This window comes from Polyangium jinanense, from assembly GCF_028435365.1.
In genome coordinates, this window is sequence record NZ_JAGTJJ010000075.1 from 17,104 (window position 1) to 39,549 (window position 22,446).

The window sequence follows — 22,446 nt, forward strand, 5'->3', positions numbered from 1 at the left end:
CGCAGTTCATCGAACAGGCCGAGTCAAGACTGGCGGCGAGCCTGCCAGCCAAAACAGCAGCGCTGACGTCTCGACCCATGACGCCGACAGCGCGAAACGAACCTTCACGGTCTTGCCACTGGCCCTTGGAAGAACTGCGCACCGCGCAGTTCTTCCACCAAAGGTCCAGGGCTTGCCCTGGTTCGGGTCGAGGGGCGAACAGCCCCCGCGGGGCCCGGGGCAGCGCCCCGGCGCAACGGTTGCCCGACGAGCCCCCTGCGCGGCGCCAGGTAACGTCAGCCGGGAATGCGCGCATCTGGGAGCGTCAGCTCCGCGGTCACTCCATAACAATACTTCGAGAAGGAATAGCGGATCAGGTCGAGCCGCTGGACGAGCGAGACCATCCACCGGGGCGGGCGCCGCTCGAATTTGAGCTCGAGGACGCACACGGGCTCCTCGGTCCGCGTCTGTGCCCGGTGATCGATCGACCGCCACCGCCCCGGGATGGCTTCGAGATCGAGTGATTCTTGCGGCTGCACCGCGATCTTTCGATCGAACGTGAGCCGCGCGTACGTGTCGATCTCGCTGATGTAGGCCTCGCGCTCGTATTCGACGAGCAGCACCGGGTGAATGTGGTGCCGGTGATATGGCGCGAGGAACCGCATCGCCCCCGACCGCGCGCCGGGCGAGAGCGCGGCGAGCGCGGATTCCTTGCCGGCGAGCACGTCCCGCCACGCGGCTGCGGGCATGGCGGCGCGCGTCTTGACGATGACGTCGAGCACGCGCCGCTTCACCTCCAGAAAAACTGGGCTCTCCTTGCTCGCGGGGTAACAGCGGGCCCGCAGCTTGAATCGATCGGGCTGCTCCCGCTCGTTGGCCCAGAAGAGGTCGTAGCGGTCCGTATCGAAGTACAGCGATCGAATGCGGTACGTCCCGTCGGGCCCGGCGTACTTGTCGATCTTCGACGTCGCGCGCGCCGTCGCGCGGACGGCCGGGACGAGACCTTCCGGGACCAGGTATTTGTACTCGTAACGCTCGATGATGTTGTCCACGGCGCGCCTCGTTTCAGGGCGTGGGGGCGATCTTGTCGCTGCGCACGGTCACGATGTTGCGGAGTTCGGGGATGCTCGCGTCGAAATCGGCGAGATCCTTCTTCGTCTGTTCCCCCGAACTGGCCGTGTGCAGCACCGCGGCTGCCTGATTGATGGCCGCCTGCATGGAGTTCTCGTCCCACGCGGTGCGAGCGAGCTCGGTGAGCTCTGCGTGAAACTCCATGTCGAGTGCCTCGATCGCGCGGATCCGGAGCGGCAGCTTGGTCACGGGCGTGGTCTCGGGGTCGAATGCCGGATCGTCGAGGATGCGATCCATTCCATGGGGCATGAACACGAGGAGCCCGGTGGCGGGGGTGTTGTAGATGTAATGGTTGTTCGCCCGGAACGCGAAGCCGTCCCAGTGGCCGAGCAGCGCTTCGAGCGCGTAGCTCTTCATGAACCGGCCGAGATCGAGCCGCTTTTCGAGCGCGTCGGCGAACTCCGCGTCGGGCGTGTCCTGGATGATCTGGGCGAGTGCGACGAGATCGTCCCGGGTCCTGCCGTCCTTTTTTTCGTCCTCGAGCTCCATGTGATCGATGTCGTCGACGAAATCGCCGCAGCAGGGGCCCTCGTACAGGTTGCCCTCGGCATACTCTTCGCCGAAGTGGCTCCGGAGGAAATCCTTGTCGATGGCCTCGACCACCACGTAGATCCCCTTGTCCACGCCGTTCAGCGTCACCTGCGCGTGCGCGACGCGCGCGGCGGGGATGCCGGCGCGCAGGTGCACGTCCGAGCCGAGCCGGCTGCGCAGAAAGCTGGGATCCTGCTTCGAGCTGTTCAGCAGGAGCTTGTTCAGCCCGTAGAGCTTCGCCTGCTCGTCGAACTCGTCGAACTTTACGGAAAAGCTCGGCTTGTCGTCGAGATCCACGAGCGTATTGCCCTTCTGTCGGATGCCGGACCCCGCGACGAGCTCGCCGTCGTAGACGATGTCGCAAGGCACGCGCTCGTCGAGATTGTTCCCGAGCGTGTCGAGGTGCGTCGAAGCGACCGTGATCTCGACCTTGTGGAGCTTGGCCGGGTCGAAGATCGACGCCACGGGATCCTCGGCGGTGCACCCCGTGAAAGCCGATGTGAAGAGGAGGATCGAAGCGAGACGGAATCGCATGCCTGCGAGCGTACGAGATTCGTGTTAACGGAGTGTTAAGCCGACGGAAGATGTGCAATCGGGAGCCGCACGCATGCGCGGGTGCCCTCGTTCGGCGCGCTCACGAGCTCGATCTTGCCGCCGTGGGCGTCGATGATCCGCTTCGCGAGCGGGAGCCCGAGGCCGAGGCCCCCGGTCGCGCGGGTGCGGCTCTTGTCGACCCGGAAGAACGGTCGAAACACGCGCGAGAGGTCCGCCGCCGCAATCCCGATGCCCTTGTCGATCACCTCGACCGTGATGTCCTCGCCGGCGCGCGCGACGAGCTCGACCGGCTCCGAGGCCTTGTCCGTGTACTTGTGGGCATTCTCGAGCAGGTTGTCGAAGACCCGCCGCAAGAGCACGGGATCCGCGTCCACCGAGGGCAAATCCGCGGGCACGTCGACCCTGAGCGACCGCTGGGGGTGCGCCGTGCGGAAACGCGACGCGGCATGCGTGAGCAATTCATGGACGTCGACGCGCTCGCGACGCAGCGGAGGAATGCCGGCGTGTGATTCCACATCCTCGAGATCGAGCCGCGCGGCCGTGAGGACGTCCGAGATGAGCCGCTCGAGCTCGTCGAGATCCCCGGCAATCTCGCCGAGCATCTCCCGCGCGACGGCGACGTCGCCCTCCGCCTCGGAGACGAGCGCGAGGGCCATTCGAATGCGCGAGAGCGGCGTGCGCAGCTCGTGCGAGACGTTCGCGAGCAGCTCCCGTTCGGCCCGCAAAAGCTCGGTCACGCGCTCGGCCATCTCGTCGAACGCGCGCGAGACGTCGCCGAGCTCGTCGCGGTTCGGCAGTGCGGCGCGGGCCTTCAGATCACCGCCGCCGAACGCGCGCGCCGCGGAAGACAGGCGGCGCAGCGGCCGCGTGAGCGTGCGCGCGAGCAGCCACGACGAGATCCCCACGACCACGAGGACCATCGCGACCAGGCGGGGCCCGGTGATGGGTGGTCCCGGCGGCGGTCGAAATGGGGCGAGTTGCTCGATGCGCCCTTCGCGGCCATCGGGAAAACGCACGAGCTTCACGTGACAAGGCGGAGGCCGATCCTCGAGGAATTTTCCCGGCCTCGGCGGCATACAGCGGGGCGGCGCGCCGGGCGCGTTCGTCGCGAAGACGGCGCCGTCCGGATCCATCACGGTGACCGTGGCGTGCAGCTCGGTCTGCATGAGATCGAGCACGCCCTGGAGCTCGCGCGGGTTATCCATCTCCCGCGTGATCATCGCGTGAAAGAAGCGAACCTGGTGCTCGTGGGGGAACCCCTTGGGCCGGTTGAGCTCGAGGATGGCGATGAAGCCCGCCGCGACCACCGCGAATTGCGCGAGGCCCACGAGGTAGATGCGGAGGGCCAGGCGCGTGCGCAGGACGTCACGGAGGGCCATGGCTCACATCCGGTCGATCGCGAACACGTATCCGATGCCGCGCACGGTCTTGATGATCCGGGGGTTTTTCGGGTCGTCGCCGAGCTTCTTCCGGAGGTGCGAGACGTGCACGTCGATCGAACGATCAAAGGCCTCGTCCGCGCTGCCGCGCACGAGATCCACGAGCTGCTCGCGCGTGAGCACGCGCCCAGCCCGCTCGGCGAGGGCGTGCAGGAGGTCGAACTCGTAGGTCGTGAGCGCGAGCTCCATCCCGCCGAAGATGGCCCGGCGAGCGCAAGGGTCGATGGTGAGGGAGCCGGCGACGATCTGGCGCTCGGCCGGAGGACCCGCGAGGCCGCGGGCGCGGCGCGCGTGCGCTCGGATGCGCGCAAGGAGCTCGCGCGCGGAAAAGGGTTTGGGCAGGTAGTCGTCTGCGCCGCCTTCGAGGCCCATCACGCGATCGGCCTCTTCGCCGCGCGCGGTGACCATGATGATCGGGGTGTGGACGCGGGCCCGGAGGCGCTGGCAGACCTCGAAGCCGTCGATCTCGGGGAGCATGAGGTCGAGGAGGACGACGTCGGGGTGCTCGCGCAGGACAGCGGCGATCCCTTCGCGGGGATCGGTCGCCAGCGTGACGCGGACGTTGTGGGACTCCAGGTATCGCGCCGTGAGTCGCGCGAGCTTCTCGTCGTCCTCGATGAACACGATCGAGGTCGAGGTCCTCTCCACGGGCATCATCGGCGCAGACTACCACCCGCGCCGCGGGCGGAGTGCGTCGCTAACAGTTGCTTAACATGAGGCGGACGAACGGGCGGGAGCCCGTCCCGCGCAATCCCTGCTGATCGCGGAAGCACCATGGTGCTCGTCCGTACCGACGTGTAGCATCGTGAAAGTCTGGCGTGATGCGGCTCGGCCGCGTCACGCCCATTTCCTTGCAAGCCCACCGTAGGGCCTTCGGACACGCCCGATGACCGCACGCTCGACGAGAAAGGAAGAAGTCTTGATGAACGATTGCTCTGGGATGCATCGGCCGATGAGGCCTCCACGCGCCGCACGGCTCGCTTACGGCGCGTTGCTTCTCCTCGGCGCCGCCGCCGCCCTCGCCGTCGGGGCGACGTCGGCGCGCGCGCCCTCGCCCGCCGCGCTGGGTTCGCCGTCGCCGCTCCTCCCCGCCTTCCGCGGCGGCGAGGGCGTATGGACCGCAGGGGGTGACCGTTATGCCGTGCGCGCCTCCACGGAAGCATTCGAGCTCGCGCCCCTCGCCGACGGAAGGGCAAACACCCCCGCCGCGCGCCCGTCGCCGCTCCGTATCGAAACGACGGACGTCACGCGCGGCAGCCGCTCGCTCGGCCAGGCCGCGTCCGCCTCAAAATCGGCCGTCGACGCGGGCGGCGAGCTGGTCATCGACCGGGGAGAGGTCGCGCAACACCTACGGCCCATGCCGGAGGGCGTGGAGCTGAGTTACACGTTCCCCGCGCGCCCCGAGGGCGAAGGAGACGTCACCGTTCGCCTCCGGGTCTCCGGCCAGGCGTATGCGGGCGAAGGCGCGGCAGGGCATCGCTTCGCGGATCGCGAAACCGGGCTCGGCGCCCGGGTCGGGCATGCGACCTGGATCGACGCCCGCGGCGCCCGCGCCGACGTGCCCGTGCGCGCCGTGCCCGGGGGCCTCGAAATGCGCGTCGCGGCGAACCTCGTGGAGACGTCCGCCTACCCGGCCGTGCTCGACCCGCTCATTTCACCCGAGACGGGCACGGATACCCCCCTCTTTGGCCCGGCCGGCTTCGCCGAGGATTCGACCTCGGTGGCCTTCGACGGCACGCAGCACCTCGCCGTCTGGTACGACGGCCGCGGCGCGCCGGCGAGGATTTACGGCGCGCGTATCATGCCCGACGGCACGGTTCTCGATCCGTACGGGCTCGGTCTCGCGACGGGGAGCGAGCCACGCGTCGCGGTGGGCGGAGGCGTGTTTCTCGTCGCTTTCCTGAACGGCAGCGAGCTCCAGGCCGTGCGGGTGGATCCGAGCGGCGCTGTGCTCGACCCGACCCCGATCACGATTGGCGGCGTCGGCTCCGCAGGCCGGGGATTTTCCGTTGCCTATGCGGCGGGGCAGTTCGTCGTGGCCTGGTCGAGCACCGATGCCCCGGCCGGCCTCCGCCACGCGCGAATCACACCCGCCGGCGCCGTCCTCGATCCGGGCGGCATCGCCTCCATCGCGGGCCCGTCCTGGAGTTTCAGCGGGCTCGGGCTCGCTTCTGCGGGCGCCGACACGCTGATGGTCTGGCATTCGAACGGCAATCTCCGCGGCGCGCGTATCGACGCCCAGGGGGCCGTGCTCGACCCGGGCGGCGTCGACCTCGCGCCCACGCTGGCCGATTACACGGGCGACGAGTTCATCAGCGCGCCGGCCGTGGTCTTCGATGGGACGAACTATCTCGTCGCGTGGGAGACGGCCTGGACCCAGAGGACATTTCATACGGTCCGCGTGTCGGCCGCGGCCGTGCCGCTCGGGGCACCGGCCACGCTCGCGAGCGCCGATGTCGGCTACGAAGAGCTCATTCGTGTCGCCCTCCTGAAGACGAGCGCCGGGTTCCTCATGGCGTCGAGCAACAGGTGGGAGGTGGAGCTCGTCGAATCGGGCGGAACGCTGAGGCTCCTTCGGCTGGACGCGCAGGGAGGCTTTTTGGATCCGGCGCCGAGCATCCTCACGACGGCGGGCAGGGACGTGGCCATTACGTCCGATGGAACGAACGCGTTTCTCGCCTGGTCCGCGTTTGCGGGGAACGACTATGGCGCGCCCGACTCCGCCGACGTCGTGGGGGCGCGCTACGGGATGGATGGAACGCAGATCGATGCGACGCCGATCCTGATCTCGGCGAGCGCAAACAGCCAGACGGACGTATCGCTTGCCTGGAATGGGCAGAATTACCTCGTCGCCTGGGAAGACGATCGCGACTACGCGGCGCCTGGCTCCATGGACATCCTTGCGACGCGTATTTCTCCCGCTGGGCAGGCGCTCGACATGTCGGGGCTGCCGCTGGCCATAGGCCCGCTCCATCAGCGTGATCCACGCGTGATCTCGGACGGGCAGTCGACCCTTCTCGTGTGGTCTGCGTTCGACCGCCAGGCGGGGGCTCTGGAGGAGCAGAACTCGCTTCGAGCGGCGCGCGTGGACGGCCAGGGGATGTTGCTCGACAACCCGCCCATTCAACTCGGAGAATACCAGGTCGTCGCGGCGACGAAGGTCGCGGGCGACACGCTGCTCGTGCTTCAATATGCATTCGGCGGTCTCTACAGCGCCCGGATCCCCTTCCGCATCGATGCGCAAGGGAACGTCACCGAGCTCTCGGACCTGCCCTGGGGCTTCAGCGGCGCCCTCGCCTCCGACGGCACGAATGCCTTGTACGTCTGGGGTTCGGACCCGAATGGCACCGGATTCGGCAATGCGACGATCCTGCGCGCATCGCGCCTCGACGCGAACGCGACGATGATCGATCCGAGCGGCCTCACGGTCGCGAACCAGAACGAGATGCTTTGTGGTTTGAGCGTCGCGTTCGGCGGAGGCGTCTACCTGGTCACGTGGAGGGCCTTCGATCTCGCGACGAAGGTCACCCGCGAGCGCGCGGCGCGCGTCACGCCGGATGGAATGATCCTCGATTACCAGGGGCTTTTGCTCGACGAGCACCCGGACCCGTACGGCTACAATGGATGTGCCTTCAGTCACTGGGACCAGCGTCCGGCCGTGGCGTTCGACGGCAGCCTGTTCGTCGTCGCGCGGTTCGCGCCCGGGGCTTCCCCGCGGAATGACATCCTCCGGGGCGTGACCGTCGCTCCGGACGGGACGGTCAGCGCGCCGTTCGACATCTCGACCGAGCCTGGCATCGTCCAGCCCGTCGAGCTCGCCTCGCGCGGCGACGGGGAGACGCTGGCTGCATTCTCGCGGTTCGTGGAGGGCGCCCCCTACGATTCGATTCGCGTGCGGCTTTCGCGTATCACGACCTGCGGCGTTTGCCCGAGCGGCTTTTGCTCGGACGGCGTTTGCTGCGACACGGCATGCGGCGGCGGCGACACGACCGATTGCATGGCGTGCAGCGTGGCGGCCGGCGCGCCGGTCGATGGGGTCTGCGCCCCGCTCGACGGCACGACGTGCGGCGATGGGACGAACGTGTGCTCGGCGGGAACGTGCATGGAGCCGGTCGAGCCAGAGGACGCTGGGACGGACGGCGGCGAGGTGCCCGACGCGGGAATGGATGCCGGCGAGGTGCTCGACGCTGGGACGGATGCCGGCGAGGAGCCCGACGCGGGAACGGATGCCGGCGAGGTGCTCGACGCGGGAACCGGCTCCGATGCGGGTGAGGGCGGCGGCGGCCCGATCCCTGGCGGCGGCGGCGGGCCCATCCCTGACGGCGGCTGCAGCTACAGCGTAGAGGACGCGGAACGCTCGCCCTCTTCGCCGCTGCTTCTCCTGGGCGCGCTCGGGATCCTCTTGTCGGTCAAGCGGCGCGCGGGCGGCGCGCGGCGGTCCCACCCCACGAACTGAGCCTACACGGACGAGGCCCCGGGGAGCGCGCCCCGGGGCCGGAGCCGCGGGCTCCGTCAGAGAACGAAGCCGCAGGCCTTCAATGCGTCGCAGTCGCCGGCGCAAACCGCGCTCACGAGGCATTGCACGTCGGCTTCCTTGTAGCACTTGATGGTGGTGCCCATCTCGCAGTTGATGTTGCACTGCCCTTCATCGGTCGAGGCCATGCAGCTCACGGCGAGCTTGCAGGTGCTCCCGTCGGACGGGAACCCGCAGAGCGCGGCCGCGCCCGTGTACGTGAGGCACCCCATGTCGTTGTATTCGACGCCCGCCGGGATGGCGCAGGCGCTGCCGCCGCCGCTCCCGCCGGCGGCCGACCCGCCGCCGGTCGACGACCCGCCGCCCTGACCACCGGTGCCGCCGCCGCCATCGCTGCCGCCGCCGGAACCGCCACTCCCACCAGAACCGCCGGGGCCGGCGCCGCCGTCGCCACCGGTGTTGTCGTCGCTACACGCGGCCAACGAGACCGCACTAACCAGAAAGAGCAAGAAGAATGTACGCATTCCGTCCCCCTCGCATGAAGTGCCGGCGATGACAAGACCCAAAACGACCGCATGACGCGGAAAACACTACGGAAAGCGCGCGGGGGCCCTCGCCTCGGGACCGGATCGTGCGTGGTCAGCGCTGCCACATCCGGGTGATCCACGCTACGGCTCGCGTGGCAGTTTCTGGACGTCATTGGGGTCCGGAGAGGACCTGAGCTCCAGGGTATCCCCGAGGACGCGCATGCGAATCTGGTCGAGGTGAATCGTACCGCAGGCAGTCGGATCGATCGTGCAGATGTCAGCAATCCCCTCGCTTTCAGGTTCGCTCGCGCCGGCATCCGGCTCTTTCGGAGCAGGAACACCCGACACGCCGAGCTCCCCATTGCCCAATGGATGCCATCGGGCTCGCACCCTCTGGGTACCCCCGCAGGTCCACCACTCCAGCACGAACGTGTGGTCCGGCTTCAGCACCACGCGCGTTCCGACGTACTCGCCGTGCAAGGAATAGGAGCCCACGATCTCGTGCAGGGGCAAGTCACGCTTCACGCAATGCAACTGCATGGCCCCGGCCAGAGCCGACATGACGATCAGAAAACGGTTGGCCGTCCGCGCGTGCATGCGGCGAGGGTATCACGAAGAGGCGTCACGTGCGCATGACAGCGGGCTGTTACGGCCGCGTGACACCGTCACGGCCGCGTGACACCGACCCCTCCGTGTGAAGGAATTCGAGCCCTTGCGTCCGCGTCACGCCTCGGATTCGGATTGGCACGGCGCCTGCAATCTTCCCTGCGCAACGCTTCATCACGCGCACGAATTCGCTTCCGAGGACAAATATCATGAGAAAGAACCGGTCCGCCCTCGTCGCTTCGGGGTTGGGTAGCCTCGCGCTGCTCGTCGCCTCGAGCAGCCATGCCGCGCCGCCTCAGGTGCATCCCAACGCCATCGATCTCACGCCTCTCCTCGAAGACCACACGGTCGTCTCGCCGGGCACCCCCGGGACGGCGAACACCCCGGGGATGATCGCCGCGGTGATCGCGGGCAAGCACATCATCGCGAAGGGCAACGCTGGCTGGGCGAGGCTCGGCGCGGTCAATCCGGTCGCGATGCCTCACGACGCGGTCTTCAACATCGGATCCATCAGCAAGAGCATCACGGCGCTCGCGCTGTCGAAGCTCATCGAGTCCGGGGTCGTCATCTCGACCAACCCCACCGTGTACCTGTCCTGGGACACCCCGCTGTCGGACGCGCTGGACCTCGCGCCGGAATATTTTTACCGCTTCTTCGCGGACAACACCGACCGCGCGTACGTCACGCTCGGAGAGGTGGCCGCCCACCTCTCCGGGTACAATTGTCAGAGCACGCAGCTCTACGCGCACGACTTCCCGAACAACTGGCAGACCAAGACGCGCCCGCAGATCGTGCGAGAGTTCCTCATGGGCACCGTCACCCCCAATATCGGTGCGAGCCAGTACCCGAACGGCATGCTGGCCGATTGCGACGGGGACCCCGGCGAACCCGGCCAAGAGGACTACGAGAACCTGAACTTCTTGATCCTGCAGGCCGTCATCAACAGGTGGCTGCCCGCCGGCGTCCACGATTACACGGAGTACGTGAAGGAATATGTCGTCGAGCCGCACGGGATGGACGTCGGCTGGGCGTGGGGGAGGAGCGATATGCTGGCGGCTTCGGGGCTCGATTATTCGTCCGGCAACGCCTCCATCGACAATTACTGGAACGCCCACTTCTTCCCCGACCCCGTCTGGGCCTCCGGGCACCACTACCCCAGGTATTACAAATCGAATTGGGATGTGATTCCAGTCACCGCGGCCACGTACGGGGACGGTGATTCTCTGTACGACAACGCGAACGACAGCATCTCGACGGGAGCGGGTGGGCTCGCCTTCACGGTCTACGATTTCGCGCGGTATGCGACGCTCCTCCTTCGCGACCGATCTCCGGCCGTCCAGAGGGTGCTCCGGCGGGACTACGAAGATTACAACTACGGGTGGGGGTCGGTGTACATCTCGACCAGCCCACAGATCGTCGCCAAGCGCTACACCCACAACGGCGCGATTGGCCAGGGTTCCGTCATCTTCTCCTTCGCGCGGATCTGGTTCTCTCCGGAGCTCGATCTCGCCTACATCTCGTTCGCGAACGGAGGCGCACACCCCGGCACGGCCGTCGAGGACATCCAGGACGTCATGAAGAATGCGGTCGTCCCCGTGGACACGGGCGGGTGCGCGGATACCAACGACGTCAAGCACGTGCAGCGGTTCTACAACCAGAAGATGTTCGGCTGCGCGGGCTCGGTCACCTATTCCGAGGCGAGCACCCTGTGCAAGGCCGGCTATCACGTGTGCACGGCCGCCGAGTACGCGTCCTACAACCAGTATGGCACGGCCAGCGTGGAGAATGCCGAGGCTCCCATGGACCACTACTGGACCTCGACCAACCTGAAATACTCGGGCAGCGCGAGCGGCAACTGCTCCGCGTCGACCACGGCGACGTATGCCTGTCCGACGAACGAGCCGATGCGCGTCTGCTCGCCGACCGCCACGTATGACCTGACCGAGTCCGCCTACAGGGACACGCAGGGGAACTACTGCAACTGGATCAACTGCGGCTATGGCGGGAGCACCACGAACCGCTATTTCGGCGGCTGCAACGGCAACACCACGGCGGGCACCCTGTGCTGCGAGAACCAGATCAGCGCGCCGCAGTGAGCCCCTGCCCGGCGGCGTGACACCAGGATCAGCGGATCTCGAACGGCTCCGCGGTGCACACCATGGTGCCGTCGCCCAACTGCCCATACTCGTTGCTGCCGGCGCAAACGACGCCACCTGCCCGTGTGCGCCCGCAAAGCATCTTGTCCCCCCGCACGAGCTCCGTGATGTTGCTCATCCCGGCAACATCCTCCAGCTGATTGCGGCCGCCCAACTGGGGTTCTTCGCAGGCCACGCTGCCATTTCGGCGGAGCACACACACATGGCTGATCTTGTCCACGACCGCCACGACATCCGACCCGAAGCTCGTGACCTTGGTGGGAACGAAGGGGCGTTTGTCGTCGGCGTTTCTCGTCGCGCCCCAGGCAAAGACGGTCCCCTCCGGGGTCACGTCGTACATGGCGAACGGTCCAGCCGCGAGGGTGCCGCGCGTTCCGAGGTTCGGAACCGTGAGCGGCGTGTACGAGACCGTTCCCATGGCCGGCGAGCTTATCACCCCGCCGTAGTTCCAGCCCCAGCAACGCACGCGTCCGGCGCGGTCACGCATGCACGCGTGATTCCCTCCCACGACGAGTTGCGTTGCGTCACGCGCGGCTGTCCGCCGTGGCTCGCCTCCGTATTCCGGTGAAATGGGATAAAGATGCGACGAGCGCCAACAAGAAATCGCACCATCTTCGTGCTGGAAGCAGTAGGAGATGGAGCCGCCCACGATATCCACGACGTTGGTGAGCGAGGGAATCGGGCGGGGCTCCCGCACGGCGTTCAAGTTGCTCGTGCCGTCGAGCAATCCCCAGCAGGAGACCGTCTTGTCGGGTAGCAAAGCGCAGCACCGACGCCCCGCGCACGCGACATCCTGCGCGTTCGAGAGGCCACGCACCGGTACCGGCAGCGCGCGATCCGCCTGCGTCCCGTCGCCGAGCTGGCCGCTCGCGTTATCACCCCAGCAGAGCACGGCCCCATCGTCGCGGAGGGCACATAAAGAATGGTTGTCGGCCGTGAGTTGCCGGACGTTCGTGAGCCCTTTCACCGGCTGGGCGCTCTTGCCACGCCACGGCGAGTAGGCCGAGGTCAGATCGTACGTGCGCCGCTCCGGCTGACCGCCCCAGCAAACGAGCTTTCCGTCGCGGGTCACGGCGCACGCTCGGTCGAGCTCCACCGAGAGCGAGACCACGTCACGCAGCCCCGGAACCTCGATCGGTTGATCGGAGGCTCGCTCGGTTTGTTTCGTCGAGGAGGGTTGACCAAGCTGGTTGCAGTAGTTCAGGCCCCAGCAGCGTACACGCCCGTCCTCCCCGAGAGAGCATCCGTTCTGCCGCGCCAGCTCGATCTGCTTGGACCCTCGAAAAGAGCCCTCCTGCTTCTCGGCCTCCATCATCCACGAGGTCGCCCCGACCGGAGCACAACGCCAGTCGCCGCCCTGCCGGAGCTTCGCGCAGGCCCGCGTGCCTTCTTGATTCATGCGAATGTCATCCACGGCGCCCCAAGCTGCCGGCAAGGGCCAAGGCTCGGAGCGGTCGCGTCCCCAGGTGGCGCAGTCGGCCGTACCGGCTTCGGTGAGAAGGCAGCGCGTCAGGTCTCCGACGCGGATCTTGGGCACGGCGCCAAGCTTCTCGCGGTCCCGGTGAAGTCGTATCGTGCTATGACTTTCCTGCCCCCAGCACTCGACGGGCCCCTGCTCGGTGCGCACGCACGCGCGTGATGTTTCGATCTCGAGCGAGGTGACGCCGGTGAGCCCGTACAGCGCGACCGGCGTGCGCTGACAGAGGCGCGCCGGCTCCGGGGATTTGCCGCAGGTCTCCCGGACCCCTTGCACCGTCGAGAGGGACACGGACCAGTCGCCCCAGCACCATACGGTGCCGTCACGCTTGACCGCGCAGGTGCTGTCGCCGAAGGCGTGGAGCTCGCGCACGTCCCGCACGCCCTCGACGTCGCGGAGGGTGCTGGAGGGGGCGTCATCGCCGGTGCCGAGCTGGCCACGCGTGTTTTTGCCCCAGCAGCGGACACGGCCGTCGGTCATCCGCACGCACCCGTGCTCCTTGCCGAGCGTGACGTCGGCGATGATCGAGGGCGGCGTGGGAGCGGATGAATGCTCCGTGCCTGGCGGCAGGTTCGATGTCGCGGGGGTCGGCGCTGGAGAGCACGCCCAGACGGTCGGGAGGAGGAACGCGAGGACCCAAAAGCGCCCTGAATGCGTGGGGATCATCTTGAAGGGGCGGATGCCTAGCACGCTTGCCGAGCGCCGTACATCCGGCCGCCGTGGACGCGGGAGCGGTCCTACATGGCTCGCGGTCAGCGTCGCATACGGCGACGGCCTCGCGCGAGGGCGAGGAGGATTCCGGCCATGGGAAGGGCCACGGATTCCATGCCCGTGGAGGTGGAATCACCTGCCGCCGAGCACGTGCAGCCGCCCTCTTCGGTGGGGCCCGGCGTCGAAGGCGAACCACCGCCGCCGCCCGCGCCGCCGCTGCCACCCGCGCCGCCGCTGCCGCCCGCGCCGCCGCTACCGCCCGCGCCGCCGCTACCGCCTGCGCCGCCGCTGCCGCCTGCGCCGCCGCTGCCGCCTGCGCCGCCGCTTCCGCCTGCGCCGCCGCTGCCGCCTGCGCCGCCGCTGCCGCCTGCGCCGCCGCTTCCGCCTGCGCCGCCGCTGCCGCAGTTCGGTTGGGTGGCGCCGGACTTACAAGCGCCGAGCTCGCACGAATCGCCCTCCGTGCACGCATCGCCGTCATCACACGCCGTCCCGTCCGGCACAGCGGCATCGGGAGGACAATTCACCGCCGCACCGTCGCAACTCTCGGCGGCGTCGCAAGCCCCCGCAGAGGCCCTGCACTCGGTGCCTGCCGCGACCTTGGTGTCGACCGGACAAGCATCCGCCGTCCCATTGCAGCTCTCGGCCACGTCGCACGCACCCGCCGCCGCCCTGCACTCGGTGCCTGCCGCGACCTTGGTGTCGACCGGACAAGCATTCGCCGTCCCATTGCAGCTCTCGGCCACGTCGCACGCACCCGCCGCCGCCCTGCATTCGGTGCCTGCCGCGACCTTGGTGTCCGCCGGACAAGCATTCGACGTCCCGTTGCAGCTCTCGGCCACGTCGCAAGCCCCTGCCGACGCCCTGCATTCGGTGCCGGCCGCGGCCTTGGTGTCGACCGGACAAGCATTCGCCGTCCCGTTGCAGCTCTCCGCCACGTCGCAAGCCCCCGCCGACGCCCTGCATTCGGTGCCTGCCGCGACCTTGGTGTCCGCCGGACAAGCATTCGACGTCCCGTTGCAGGTCTCCGCGACGTCGCACGCACCCGCCGACGCCCTGCATTCGGTCCCTTGCGCGACCTTCCCATCCGCGGGGCACGCCGTCGCGACGCCGTTGCAGCTCTCCGCCACGTCGCACGCACCCGCCGACGCGCGGCATTCGGTGCCCATCACGAGCGGGCTGCACGTCCCGTCCATGGCTGCGCCCGCCGCCACGCTGCAGGCCTGGCAGTCGCTTCCGACACCGCCGCCGCACGCGCTGTCGCAGCACACCCCGTCGACGCAGAAGCCGCTCGCGCACGTGGCGCCCGAGGCGCAGGTCGAGCCGTTGCCCACCGTCAAGACGAACACGTAGGCAGAGCCCTTGTTGTCGTCGAAGTGAGCCCCCACGAGCGCCGTGGTCCCCGACAGCGCGACCGAAGTACCAAATTCGTCGTCCGCCACCCCGTCGCTCGCCACGAGCTTCGTCTGCTCGGTCCAGGCGCCGCCGCTGCGCAGGAACACGTAGGCCGTGCCCTTGTCGTTGTCGTCTCGATACGCCCCCAGGAGCGCCGTGTCCCCGAGCAGCGTGACCGAATGGCCGAAGCTGTCCGACGCCACCCCGTCGCTCGCCAGGAGCTTTGCCTCTTGGGTCCAGGCGCTGCCGCTGCGCACGAATACATAAGCAGAGCCGGCGTCGGTCCCCTTGTCGTCGTCCCGATACGCCCCCACGAGCGCCGTGTCCGCCGATAGCGCGACCGAATAACCGAACAGGTCGGTCGCCGCGCCATCACTCGCCAAAAGCTTCGCCTCCTGGGTCCAGGCGCCGCCGCTGCGCACGAAGACATAAGCAGAGCCGGCGTCGGTCCCCTTGTCGTCGTCCCAGTAGGACCCCACGAGCGCCGTGTCCGCCGACAGCGCGACCGAGGTGCCGAATTGGTCACCCGTCGCCCCGTCGCTCGCCACGAGCTTCGCCTGCTGGGTCCACGTGCTGCCGCTGCGCACGAAGACGTAGGCGGAGCCGGCGTTGGCCCCCTTGTCGTCGTCCCACAGGGCCCCCACGAGCGCCGTGTCCCCCGACAGCGCGACCGAATAGGCGAACCAGTCCTCCGGCGCGCCATCACTCGCCAGGAGCTTCGCCTGCTGGGTCCAGGTGGTCCCGCTGCGCACGAAGACGTAGGCGGAACCAGAGTCGGTCCCCTTGTCGTCGTCGAGGCCGGCGCCCACGAGCGCCGTGTCCCCCGACAGCGCGACCGAGGTGCCGAATTGGTCGCCCGCCGCCCCGTCGACCGGCACGAGCTTCGCTTGCTGGGTCCACGTGCTGCCGCTGCGCACGAACAGGTAGGCGGAACCGGAGCCTTGCCCCTTGTCATCGTCGAGCGGGGCGCCCACGAGCGCCGTGTCCCCCGACAGCGCGACCCGAATGCCGAAGCGGTCGGACGACGCCCCATCACTCGCCAGGAGCTTCGCCTGCTGGACCCCGATCAGCGGATCGATCTCCACCGGATACGCCGCCCCCTCGTCGTCGACGTGCAGCGTGATTCGCCCCGCCTCCACCGACATCCACGTCGGCAGCGTTTTGCCCTCCGCGTCCTTCGCGAAGAGATCCGTATACGAGAGCGCCACCTGGCCCTCGACATCCACGAGCCGGATCACCTCCCCGCGCCCGTCGCCGTCCGCGTCCTCGAGCTCTGCGCGGAGCTCGCCGCCGAGCTCCAGCTCCACCACCTTCGTCCCCGCACAATCGGGCGCGCGCTCGAGGACGAACCCTTGTTCGAGCCCGAGCGGGCCATTGAGGTACCACCCGGAGATCTCGGGATGCTCGTACGCAATCCGATTGCCCACAGCCTTCGGCGAGACCGCGGAGACCGGCAGCGTCGCCCCCTCGCAGCCGATCGCCGCCGTGCGCATTTCGAGCGACCAAGGCTCCTGCAAGGGCGCGAGCACCACGCCCGCGCTGGAGAGCGTCGTCACGAAGCCCGAGGCCTCGTTCTCTGCCTCGACGAGCTCCGGCCCGACCCACCTCGCGCCATAGGCCTCCGGGGCGCCCGATTGCACGGCATGAATGTAGGCTGCGCGGAGATCCTTCGGCATCTCGGTCGACGATGCAGGCGCCGACGAGGCCGAAGGTTCGGATGGGGGATCAAGAAGGGAATCGGAGGCACACGAAGCGGCCACCGACAGGAGGGCTCCGGTGGCCACGTGCCGGAGCCAAGGGCCCGGTAACACATAGGATTGCGACATTCGCGCACCCATACGGCCACTCGAAGAGCACGTCAAGCGGTGTCGGCGATGCGCGCGTCACCGCCTCCTCAAAACATCAGCGTGCCGTTCGCGAATCGCACCCGGCATTTTCTTTCGTTCGCGGCACGCGTACTTGCCTTCCGCCTGTCGCGCCGTGAGCTGTGGTAGGCTTCGGGTATGAAGGACCGCTCGAGTGATGATCCCGGCGCGCCGATCCTCGTATCGGCCTGTCTTGCGGGCCGCGCGTGTGCGTATGACGGCAATCACCGCGCGCGCGAGCGCGTCCTCGCGCTTGTGCGCGAGGGGCGGGCCGTGCTCGTTTGTCCGGAGGCTGAAGGGGGCCTTGGAATTCCCCGGCCTCCCGCCGAGACTGTGGGAGGAGATGGGAATGATGTTTTGAGCGGGAGGGCACGCGTCCTCACGGACGCGGGGGACGATGTCACCCCTCAGTACCTGGCGGGGGCTCGTATTGCGGTGGAGCGCGCGCGCGCTGCTGGGTGCCGCCTCGCCATTCTGAAGGCGCGATCTCCGTCGTGTGGGTGCGGCGCCGTCTTTGATGGAACGTTCTCGCGTACCCTTCGCGAAGGGAACGGGGTCACCGCGGCCGCATTGCTGCGTGAGGGGATCGAGGTCGTCACCGACGAAGAGCTTTGAGCGCCGGCGGACGCGAGGGGGCCGCTACCGGGACAATTGTGGACGAGGTCAGAGGACCATGTGGACCAGGTCATGGGACCATGTGGACCAGGTCATGGGACCATGTGGACCAGGTCGAGGACCATGTGGACCAGGTCATGGGACCATGTGGACCAGGCCGAGGACCATGTGGACCAGGTCATGGGACCATGTGGACCAGGCCGAGGACCATGTGGACAAGGTCATGGGACCATGTGGACCAGGTCATGGGACCATGTGGACCAGGCCGAGGACCATGTGGACAAGGTCGAGGACCTTTGCTTCCTGGAGGCAGGGCCTTCGCTGGTCTTGCCTCGGCCTGTTCGATGAACTGCGCATCGCGCGGTTCATCGACCTTGGGTCCAGCGCTTGCGCTGGTCCGGGTCGAGGGGCGGACAGCCCCCGCGGGGTCCGGGGCGGCGCCCCGGCGCGACGGCTCCCGTGCTTGCCTGTCAGAGTGCGGCTTCGATCGCTTGTACGACTTCGGGGGACTCGGGGGTCACTCGGGGGGAGAAGCGCGCGCGGACTGCGCCGTCGCGGCCGACGAGGAATTTTTCGAAGTTCCAGGAGATGTCTGAGCCTCCGCCTACTTTGCTGCCGATGAGCCATTGGTAGAGGGGGCTCCGCTCTGCGCCGTTCACGTCTTGCTTCGCGAGGAGTGGGAAGTCGACGCCGTAGGTTGTGGAGCAGAACTGAGCGATCTCCGCGGCCGTCCCGGGCTCTTGCCCGAGGAACTGGTTGCACGGGGCGCCTACCACGAGGAACCCGCGGTCGCGGTAGCGTTCCTGCAGCTTTGCCAGCCCTTCGTACTGCGGGGTGAGGCCGCAGCGGCTGGCGACGTTGACGAAGAGCACGACCTTGCCTGACAGCTCTTCGAGGGGGAGCGGTGCTCCGTCGAGCCGCTGGAGCGAGAGCTCCTGCAGGGAGGTGGGCCCGCCTTCGGGGGCTTTGCCGTACACCGCGCGATTCACGACGCCTACCAGTTTGTTGAGCATGGGGATCGCAATACCCGAGGATGGACCGCGACGCCAGGGGCTGGATCCCTCAACGAATCCCGGGATACGCTGACCCTGCGTGCCACCCATGCGCCGTACCCTGAACCGCCTCCTCGCGCCGTCCCTCCTCTCCCTGCTCCTCGTGGCTGCGGCGAACACGAGCCCGCGCCTCCCGCGCTTGGCTCTGCTCGCGCGGCCCTCGAGACCGTCGTTGGCCCTGAGATGGGCCTTGGCGAACCCCTCCCTGGTTTTGCGGCCGAGGTGCAAGTGCGCCCTGCGGTTGCCTTCGGCGATGGCGCGTATTTTGCGGTCTGGCAGGATCACCGCAATGGCCGGGAGCGCATCTTTGGCTCGCGCGTGATGCCCGATGGCATCCTCGTCGATCCGTATGGCCTTCACCTTGCTGACGGCCGCTCGCCCTCGATCACCTACGACGGAACGAACTTCCTGCTCGCCTACGAGGGCAGCACCGTGGAGATCGACGGCACCTCTCCTGCGAGCGTGTGCCTGATGCGCATCGGCCCGGCCGGCACGGTCCTCGATCCTGGCGGGATCTTCGTGGCCGAGGATGAGCATGTCCGGGCGAGGGTCGCCTCCCATGGCAATGGCTCTCTCGTCGTCTGGGACAAGACCTGCCCGTTCTCGAACTGTGAGGTCCGCGCTGCGCGTGTCGCGGCCGACGGCACTGTGCTCGATCCCGGCGGGTTTCTCGTGGCGTCCGCCGAGGATGCCCCTGACTACGCGCGCCCCGTCGTGGCCACGGACGGCTCGGATTACCTCGTCGTCTGGAAGGACGGCGAGATTCGCGGGCGCCGTTATTCTGCGTCTGGCGCCCCGCTCGATCCCTCTCACCTCGTCCTCGTCGCCGACCCGCAGGTCGACAATGCCGTGCTCGTCCATGACGGCGCCGCGTACGTGCTCGGCTGGGGCCGTTCCAGCGGCGTGTATGCCGCGCGGATCTTGTCGTCGGGCGTGATGCTCGATCCGAGCCCGATTCAGGTGTCGAGCCTCGGGACGTATCCCTCGGGCCTCGTGGGCTCCCACGACGGCGTGAATACGGTCTTCGCGTGGGCCGATTACAGCCCTGGCGACTCCGCCACCCTGCTCACCGCGCGCCTCTCTCCGGCCGGGATCCCGCTTGCTCCTCCGCCGGGCGCCATGCTCCGCCCGGACGTCGAGGGGTTCGCCGTGGCCAGCGCGAGCGTGGGATCCCTCGTCCTCTGGACGCAGCAGAGCCACAGCTTCAATGACGTCAACAGCGGAGACATCCTCGGCACGCGCCTCGACCCCTCGGGCGCCGCGCTCGACGATCCGCGCATCGTCGTCTCGCAGAGTGCCGATCAGCAATTTCAGCCCTCGGTGGCGTTCGACGGCACGAACCACGTGGTCGTGTGGACCGACGATCGCGACTTCGAGCAGGGAATGCGGTGGTACGACATCCACGCCGCGCGGTTGTCGCCGGACGGGACCCTGCTCGATCCGCAGAGCATTGCCGTGTTCGCCGGCGACAACGTCCAGATGCAGCCGCACGCGTTCTTCGATGGGAAGAACACCCTCGTCGTGTGGGGGACCGACTTGGCATATCCTCCGTACAACCATCCGCTCGCGGCGCGCGCGGCGCGCTTGAGCGCGGCAGGCGTGGTCCTCGATTCCACGCCGATCGAGCTCCCGGAATACAACGACGCGGCCTCGGACGGCGCGGGCCTCATGTTCGTGGGGGCGAGTGCGGGCAAGCTCCACGCGTTCCGCGTGGGTCAGGACGGCGTCGTCTCCCCGATGATCGACCTGTCCGCGGCCCCGGCCGAATGGGCCGGCGGTACCCCTGCCCTTTCTTTCGATGGGACGAACTTCCTCGTGACCTGGTCCTCCAGCACGGGGATCCGCGCCGGCCGTCTGACCCCCGCGGGAGAGCCGCTCGATCCGGGCGGTTTTCCGGTGACGCCCGCCGCCCCCGATCTGCCGGCGTTTCGGCCCGACGTGGCCTTCACGGGGACGCACCACGTCGTCGCGTGGCAGGAGCTCGTCGCAGAGCGGCGGGTGAATCTACGCGCCGCGCGTGTGACCTCCGACGGAATGGCTTTCGACCCGCAGGGGCTCTTGATCGGCGAGGATCTCCCGCACGGCGATTGCGACGACGCCCTGCTGTACCACGGCTACGTCGAGGGCACCTGCCCCGCGCTCGTCGCGGTGGGTCCGCGCGCGCTCGTCGCGTTCCGCGTCTTGACGGCGCCCACGGACCCGGCCGCGGTCGACCTCGTGGCGAGGACGATTGAGGCCGACGGGACGGTGACCTCGAGCGTCCCGCTTTCGGCGGAACCCACGTGGGTCGAGGGCGCGCCCGTGATTGCGGCGGAAACCGCGAACAAGGCCCTCATGGCGTATGCACGGTTCGTCCCGGGAGAGCCGTTCGGGGCGCAGCGCGTGTTCGGGCGATTCGTGGAGCTTTCCGGCGGAGGCGGGAGCGGAGGCGGAGGCGGCAACAGGAATCTGTTTGTGTACCGTTCTTGAGGAAGGCGGGGGCAGGTCGAGCGTTCGCGAAGGGTTGGCCCGCGCGGGGCTCTCGGCGCGTGGACCGCCGATGCGTAAGCGTGTGCCCCTGGGGCAACTCTCGCTGCCATTCCCGAAAGCGCACCGGCGAGAGCAGCCCTGAGGCGCCGCCTTCGGTGGACGTCTCGCGCTCGCTGTCTGCCGGCGCCGATGCGTACGTGTACCCGCAGTGCCAGAGAATTCGATGACGAGCTCGACTTTCCGCGCGAGGCCCACGCGTGGTGGCGTCATGCCGTAGTCGGGGATACGGCCGCGGCGGGGGGCGGCGGGGCAACGGTTCCTGCTCGAGGGTGAAATTGGCTGGTTATTTGCCCTAAGCGCTCCGGGCGCTCGCGGTCCTGCTCGTCCCGTGGACGGCGCTGCTCGCGTGGGTCGACGCCGCGTGGTATCCGGCGCGCTGGGTGCAATGGGCGTGGGTGGGCTTCGACGTCGGTTTGACGGTGGGAATGTTTTTCCTGGCCGCGCGGTGGCGCCGGAGCATCGGCGCGCTCCTCGCCGTCGCGGTGTCGCTCGACGCGGCCGTCATGCTCGTCGAGGTGCTCGTTTACAACGTCCCGCGCGCGTCGGGCCCGCTCGTGTTGACGGTGCTCGCGGTCGCGTGCGGCGCGCCTGCGCTCGCGGCGGCGGTGCTTTGGGGCGCGCTCGAGCGGCGCGGGGGCATTTCGGAGTAGCACGGCGGCGCCGAGAAGCGAAAATGTCGGATTCGCCGCCCTGCGAGCGGGCGGCTTCGTGGGTTGACGGGGCCCGCTGCGAGCGCAACGACATGCCAAGGGGCGTGGAGCGCTCCGCCGGGGAGGTGCAGCATGATCGGAAAGCTATGGGTGGGACTGTTCGCGCTGGGCGTGGTCTCGGCCTCTTCCCGCGCCGACGCGTGTGTCACGTTTTACGAGGACGTCAATTACGGGGGCGCGTCGATGAGCGCGGGAGAGGGGAGCCAAGCTTGGGTCGGGGACGACTGGAAGGACCGGATCTCCTCTTGGCTGCTCGATCCCGAGTGCGGCGTGCAGGTGTTCGAGGGCGCCAATTTCGCTGGCGCGACGCAGACCTACTGGGACGACACGCCTTTGCTCGGCGAGTGGAACGACAAGATCAGCTCTTTCGTTTGCGAGTGCCCTTGACGCGTTTTCGGGGCCCTCTCGACGCGTCGCCGTCGGATCCCCCTCGCCTGCCTGCGCGAGCTCGTTCGACGCGGCGGCGGCCCCTCGAATGAGCTCTCGCGCGCCTGCCCGCAGGGAGGGCAGCCGCAGGCCGAAGCCGAGCGCCAAGCCTGCGAGCGGGCGGCTTCGTGGGTTGACGGGCCCCGCCGCGAGGGCAATGACATGCCGAGGGGCGTGGAGCGCTCCGCCGGGGAGGTGCAGCATGATCGGAAAGCTATGGGTGGGACTGTTCGCGCTGGGCGTGGTCTCGGCCTCTTCCCGCGCCGACGCG

Annotated in this window: 15 protein-coding genes; 6 read left to right on the forward strand and 9 right to left on the reverse strand. The window is 68.3% G+C overall.

Annotated features, from left to right (window positions below; genetic code table 11):
* Positions 1-275: 275 nt before the first annotated feature.
* From KEG57_RS49055 to KEG57_RS49070, 4 genes are read right to left on the reverse strand one after another with little or no spacing between them, the layout of a single operon-like run.
* On the reverse strand, positions 276-1,031 hold the full coding sequence (locus tag KEG57_RS49055; protein WP_272425944.1) for a polyphosphate polymerase domain-containing protein: 756 nt from the start codon (positions 1,029-1,031) through the stop codon (positions 276-278).
* Positions 1,032-1,044: 13 nt separating this feature from the next.
* A complete protein-coding gene (locus KEG57_RS49060) occupies positions 1,045-2,175 on the reverse strand; it encodes a CotH kinase family protein (RefSeq protein WP_272425942.1) in 1,131 nt (376 codons plus the stop codon).
* Positions 2,176-2,210: 35 nt separating this feature from the next.
* Positions 2,211-3,575 (reverse strand): sensor histidine kinase, encoded by a 1,365-nt coding sequence (locus tag KEG57_RS49065; protein ID WP_272425940.1) that lies wholly within the window; start codon positions 3,573-3,575, stop codon positions 2,211-2,213.
* Between the two features lie 3 nt (positions 3,576-3,578).
* A complete protein-coding gene (locus tag KEG57_RS49070) occupies positions 3,579-4,292 on the reverse strand; it encodes a response regulator transcription factor (RefSeq protein WP_272425938.1) in 714 nt (237 codons plus the stop codon).
* A 295-nt stretch (positions 4,293-4,587) separates the two neighbouring features.
* Here KEG57_RS49070 and KEG57_RS49075 point away from each other — a divergent pair, with 295 nt between their 5' ends.
* Positions 4,588-8,091, forward strand: coding sequence for a hypothetical protein (locus tag KEG57_RS49075; protein ID WP_272425936.1), 3,504 nt, complete (start codon positions 4,588-4,590; stop codon positions 8,089-8,091).
* A gap of 56 nt (positions 8,092-8,147) precedes the next feature.
* Here the strand turns inward: KEG57_RS49075 and KEG57_RS49080 are convergent, their stop codons facing one another.
* On the reverse strand, positions 8,148-8,591 hold the full coding sequence (locus KEG57_RS49080; protein WP_272459828.1) for a hypothetical protein: 444 nt from the start codon (positions 8,589-8,591) through the stop codon (positions 8,148-8,150).
* A gap of 186 nt (positions 8,592-8,777) precedes the next feature.
* Positions 8,778-9,233, reverse strand: a complete 456-nt coding sequence (locus KEG57_RS49085) for a hypothetical protein (RefSeq protein ID WP_272425933.1) — start codon at positions 9,231-9,233, stop codon at positions 8,778-8,780.
* A 218-nt stretch (positions 9,234-9,451) separates the two neighbouring features.
* Here KEG57_RS49085 and KEG57_RS49090 point away from each other — a divergent pair, with 218 nt between their 5' ends.
* Positions 9,452-11,338, forward strand: a complete 1,887-nt coding sequence (locus KEG57_RS49090) for a serine hydrolase domain-containing protein (protein ID WP_272425932.1) — start codon at positions 9,452-9,454, stop codon at positions 11,336-11,338.
* A gap of 28 nt (positions 11,339-11,366) precedes the next feature.
* Here the strand turns inward: KEG57_RS49090 and KEG57_RS49095 are convergent, their stop codons facing one another.
* Both KEG57_RS49095 and KEG57_RS49100 read right to left on the reverse strand, forming a co-directional pair.
* Positions 11,367-13,541, reverse strand: coding sequence for an RCC1 domain-containing protein (locus KEG57_RS49095; protein ID WP_272425930.1), 2,175 nt, complete (start codon positions 13,539-13,541; stop codon positions 11,367-11,369).
* 86 nt (positions 13,542-13,627) lie between these two features.
* The gene (locus KEG57_RS49100) at positions 13,628-16,654 is read right to left on the reverse strand and encodes a hypothetical protein (RefSeq protein ID WP_272459829.1); all 3,027 of its coding nucleotides are present in this window, start codon (positions 16,652-16,654) and stop codon (positions 13,628-13,630) included.
* A 327-nt stretch (positions 16,655-16,981) separates the two neighbouring features.
* On the opposite strand from KEG57_RS49100, the gene KEG57_RS49105 reads away from it, so the two are divergent.
* Complete coding sequence (locus KEG57_RS49105) at positions 16,982-17,458, forward strand: 2-thiouracil desulfurase family protein (protein WP_272428582.1); 477 nt, start codon at positions 16,982-16,984, stop codon at positions 17,456-17,458.
* Positions 17,459-17,928: 470 nt separating this feature from the next.
* On the opposite strand, the gene KEG57_RS55350 is transcribed toward KEG57_RS49105, so the two are convergent.
* The gene (locus KEG57_RS55350) at positions 17,929-18,738 is read right to left on the reverse strand and encodes a glutathione peroxidase (RefSeq protein WP_276605287.1); all 810 of its coding nucleotides are present in this window, start codon (positions 18,736-18,738) and stop codon (positions 17,929-17,931) included.
* On the opposite strand from KEG57_RS55350, the gene KEG57_RS49115 reads away from it, so the two are divergent.
* The 3 genes from KEG57_RS49115 (at position 18,739) to KEG57_RS49125 (ending at position 22,136) form a co-directional block, all read left to right on the forward strand.
* Positions 18,739-20,979: a hypothetical protein gene (locus KEG57_RS49115; RefSeq protein WP_272459830.1), complete on the forward strand. Its 2,241-nt coding sequence runs from the start codon at positions 18,739-18,741 to the stop codon at positions 20,977-20,979.
* Positions 20,980-21,419: 440 nt separating this feature from the next.
* The gene (locus KEG57_RS49120) at positions 21,420-21,689 is read left to right on the forward strand and encodes a hypothetical protein (protein WP_272459831.1); all 270 of its coding nucleotides are present in this window, start codon (positions 21,420-21,422) and stop codon (positions 21,687-21,689) included.
* Positions 21,690-21,821: 132 nt separating this feature from the next.
* Positions 21,822-22,136, forward strand: a complete 315-nt coding sequence (locus KEG57_RS49125) for a peptidase inhibitor family I36 protein (RefSeq protein WP_272459832.1) — start codon at positions 21,822-21,824, stop codon at positions 22,134-22,136.
* Positions 22,137-22,446: the final 310 nt, after the last annotated feature.

Coding starts and splice junctions, on each gene's coding strand:
- KEG57_RS49095 (WP_272425930.1), bottom strand. CDS start 13,541: ATGATCCCCACGCATTCAGGGCGCTTTTGGGTCCTCGCGTTCCTCCTC.
- KEG57_RS49105 (WP_272428582.1), top strand. CDS start 16,982: ATGAAGGACCGCTCGAGTGATGATCCCGGCGCGCCGATCCTCGTATCG.
- KEG57_RS49085 (WP_272425933.1), bottom strand. CDS start 9,233: ATGCACGCGCGGACGGCCAACCGTTTTCTGATCGTCATGTCGGCTCTG.
- KEG57_RS49100 (WP_272459829.1), bottom strand. CDS start 16,654: ATGCCGAAGGATCTCCGCGCAGCCTACATTCATGCCGTGCAATCGGGC.
- KEG57_RS49125 (WP_272459832.1), top strand. CDS start 21,822: ATGATCGGAAAGCTATGGGTGGGACTGTTCGCGCTGGGCGTGGTCTCG.
- KEG57_RS49075 (WP_272425936.1), top strand. CDS start 4,588: ATGAGGCCTCCACGCGCCGCACGGCTCGCTTACGGCGCGTTGCTTCTC.
- KEG57_RS49090 (WP_272425932.1), top strand. CDS start 9,452: ATGAGAAAGAACCGGTCCGCCCTCGTCGCTTCGGGGTTGGGTAGCCTC.
- KEG57_RS49070 (WP_272425938.1), bottom strand. CDS start 4,292: ATGATGCCCGTGGAGAGGACCTCGACCTCGATCGTGTTCATCGAGGAC.
- KEG57_RS49065 (WP_272425940.1), bottom strand. CDS start 3,575: ATGGCCCTCCGTGACGTCCTGCGCACGCGCCTGGCCCTCCGCATCTAC.
- KEG57_RS49060 (WP_272425942.1), bottom strand. CDS start 2,175: ATGCGATTCCGTCTCGCTTCGATCCTCCTCTTCACATCGGCTTTCACG.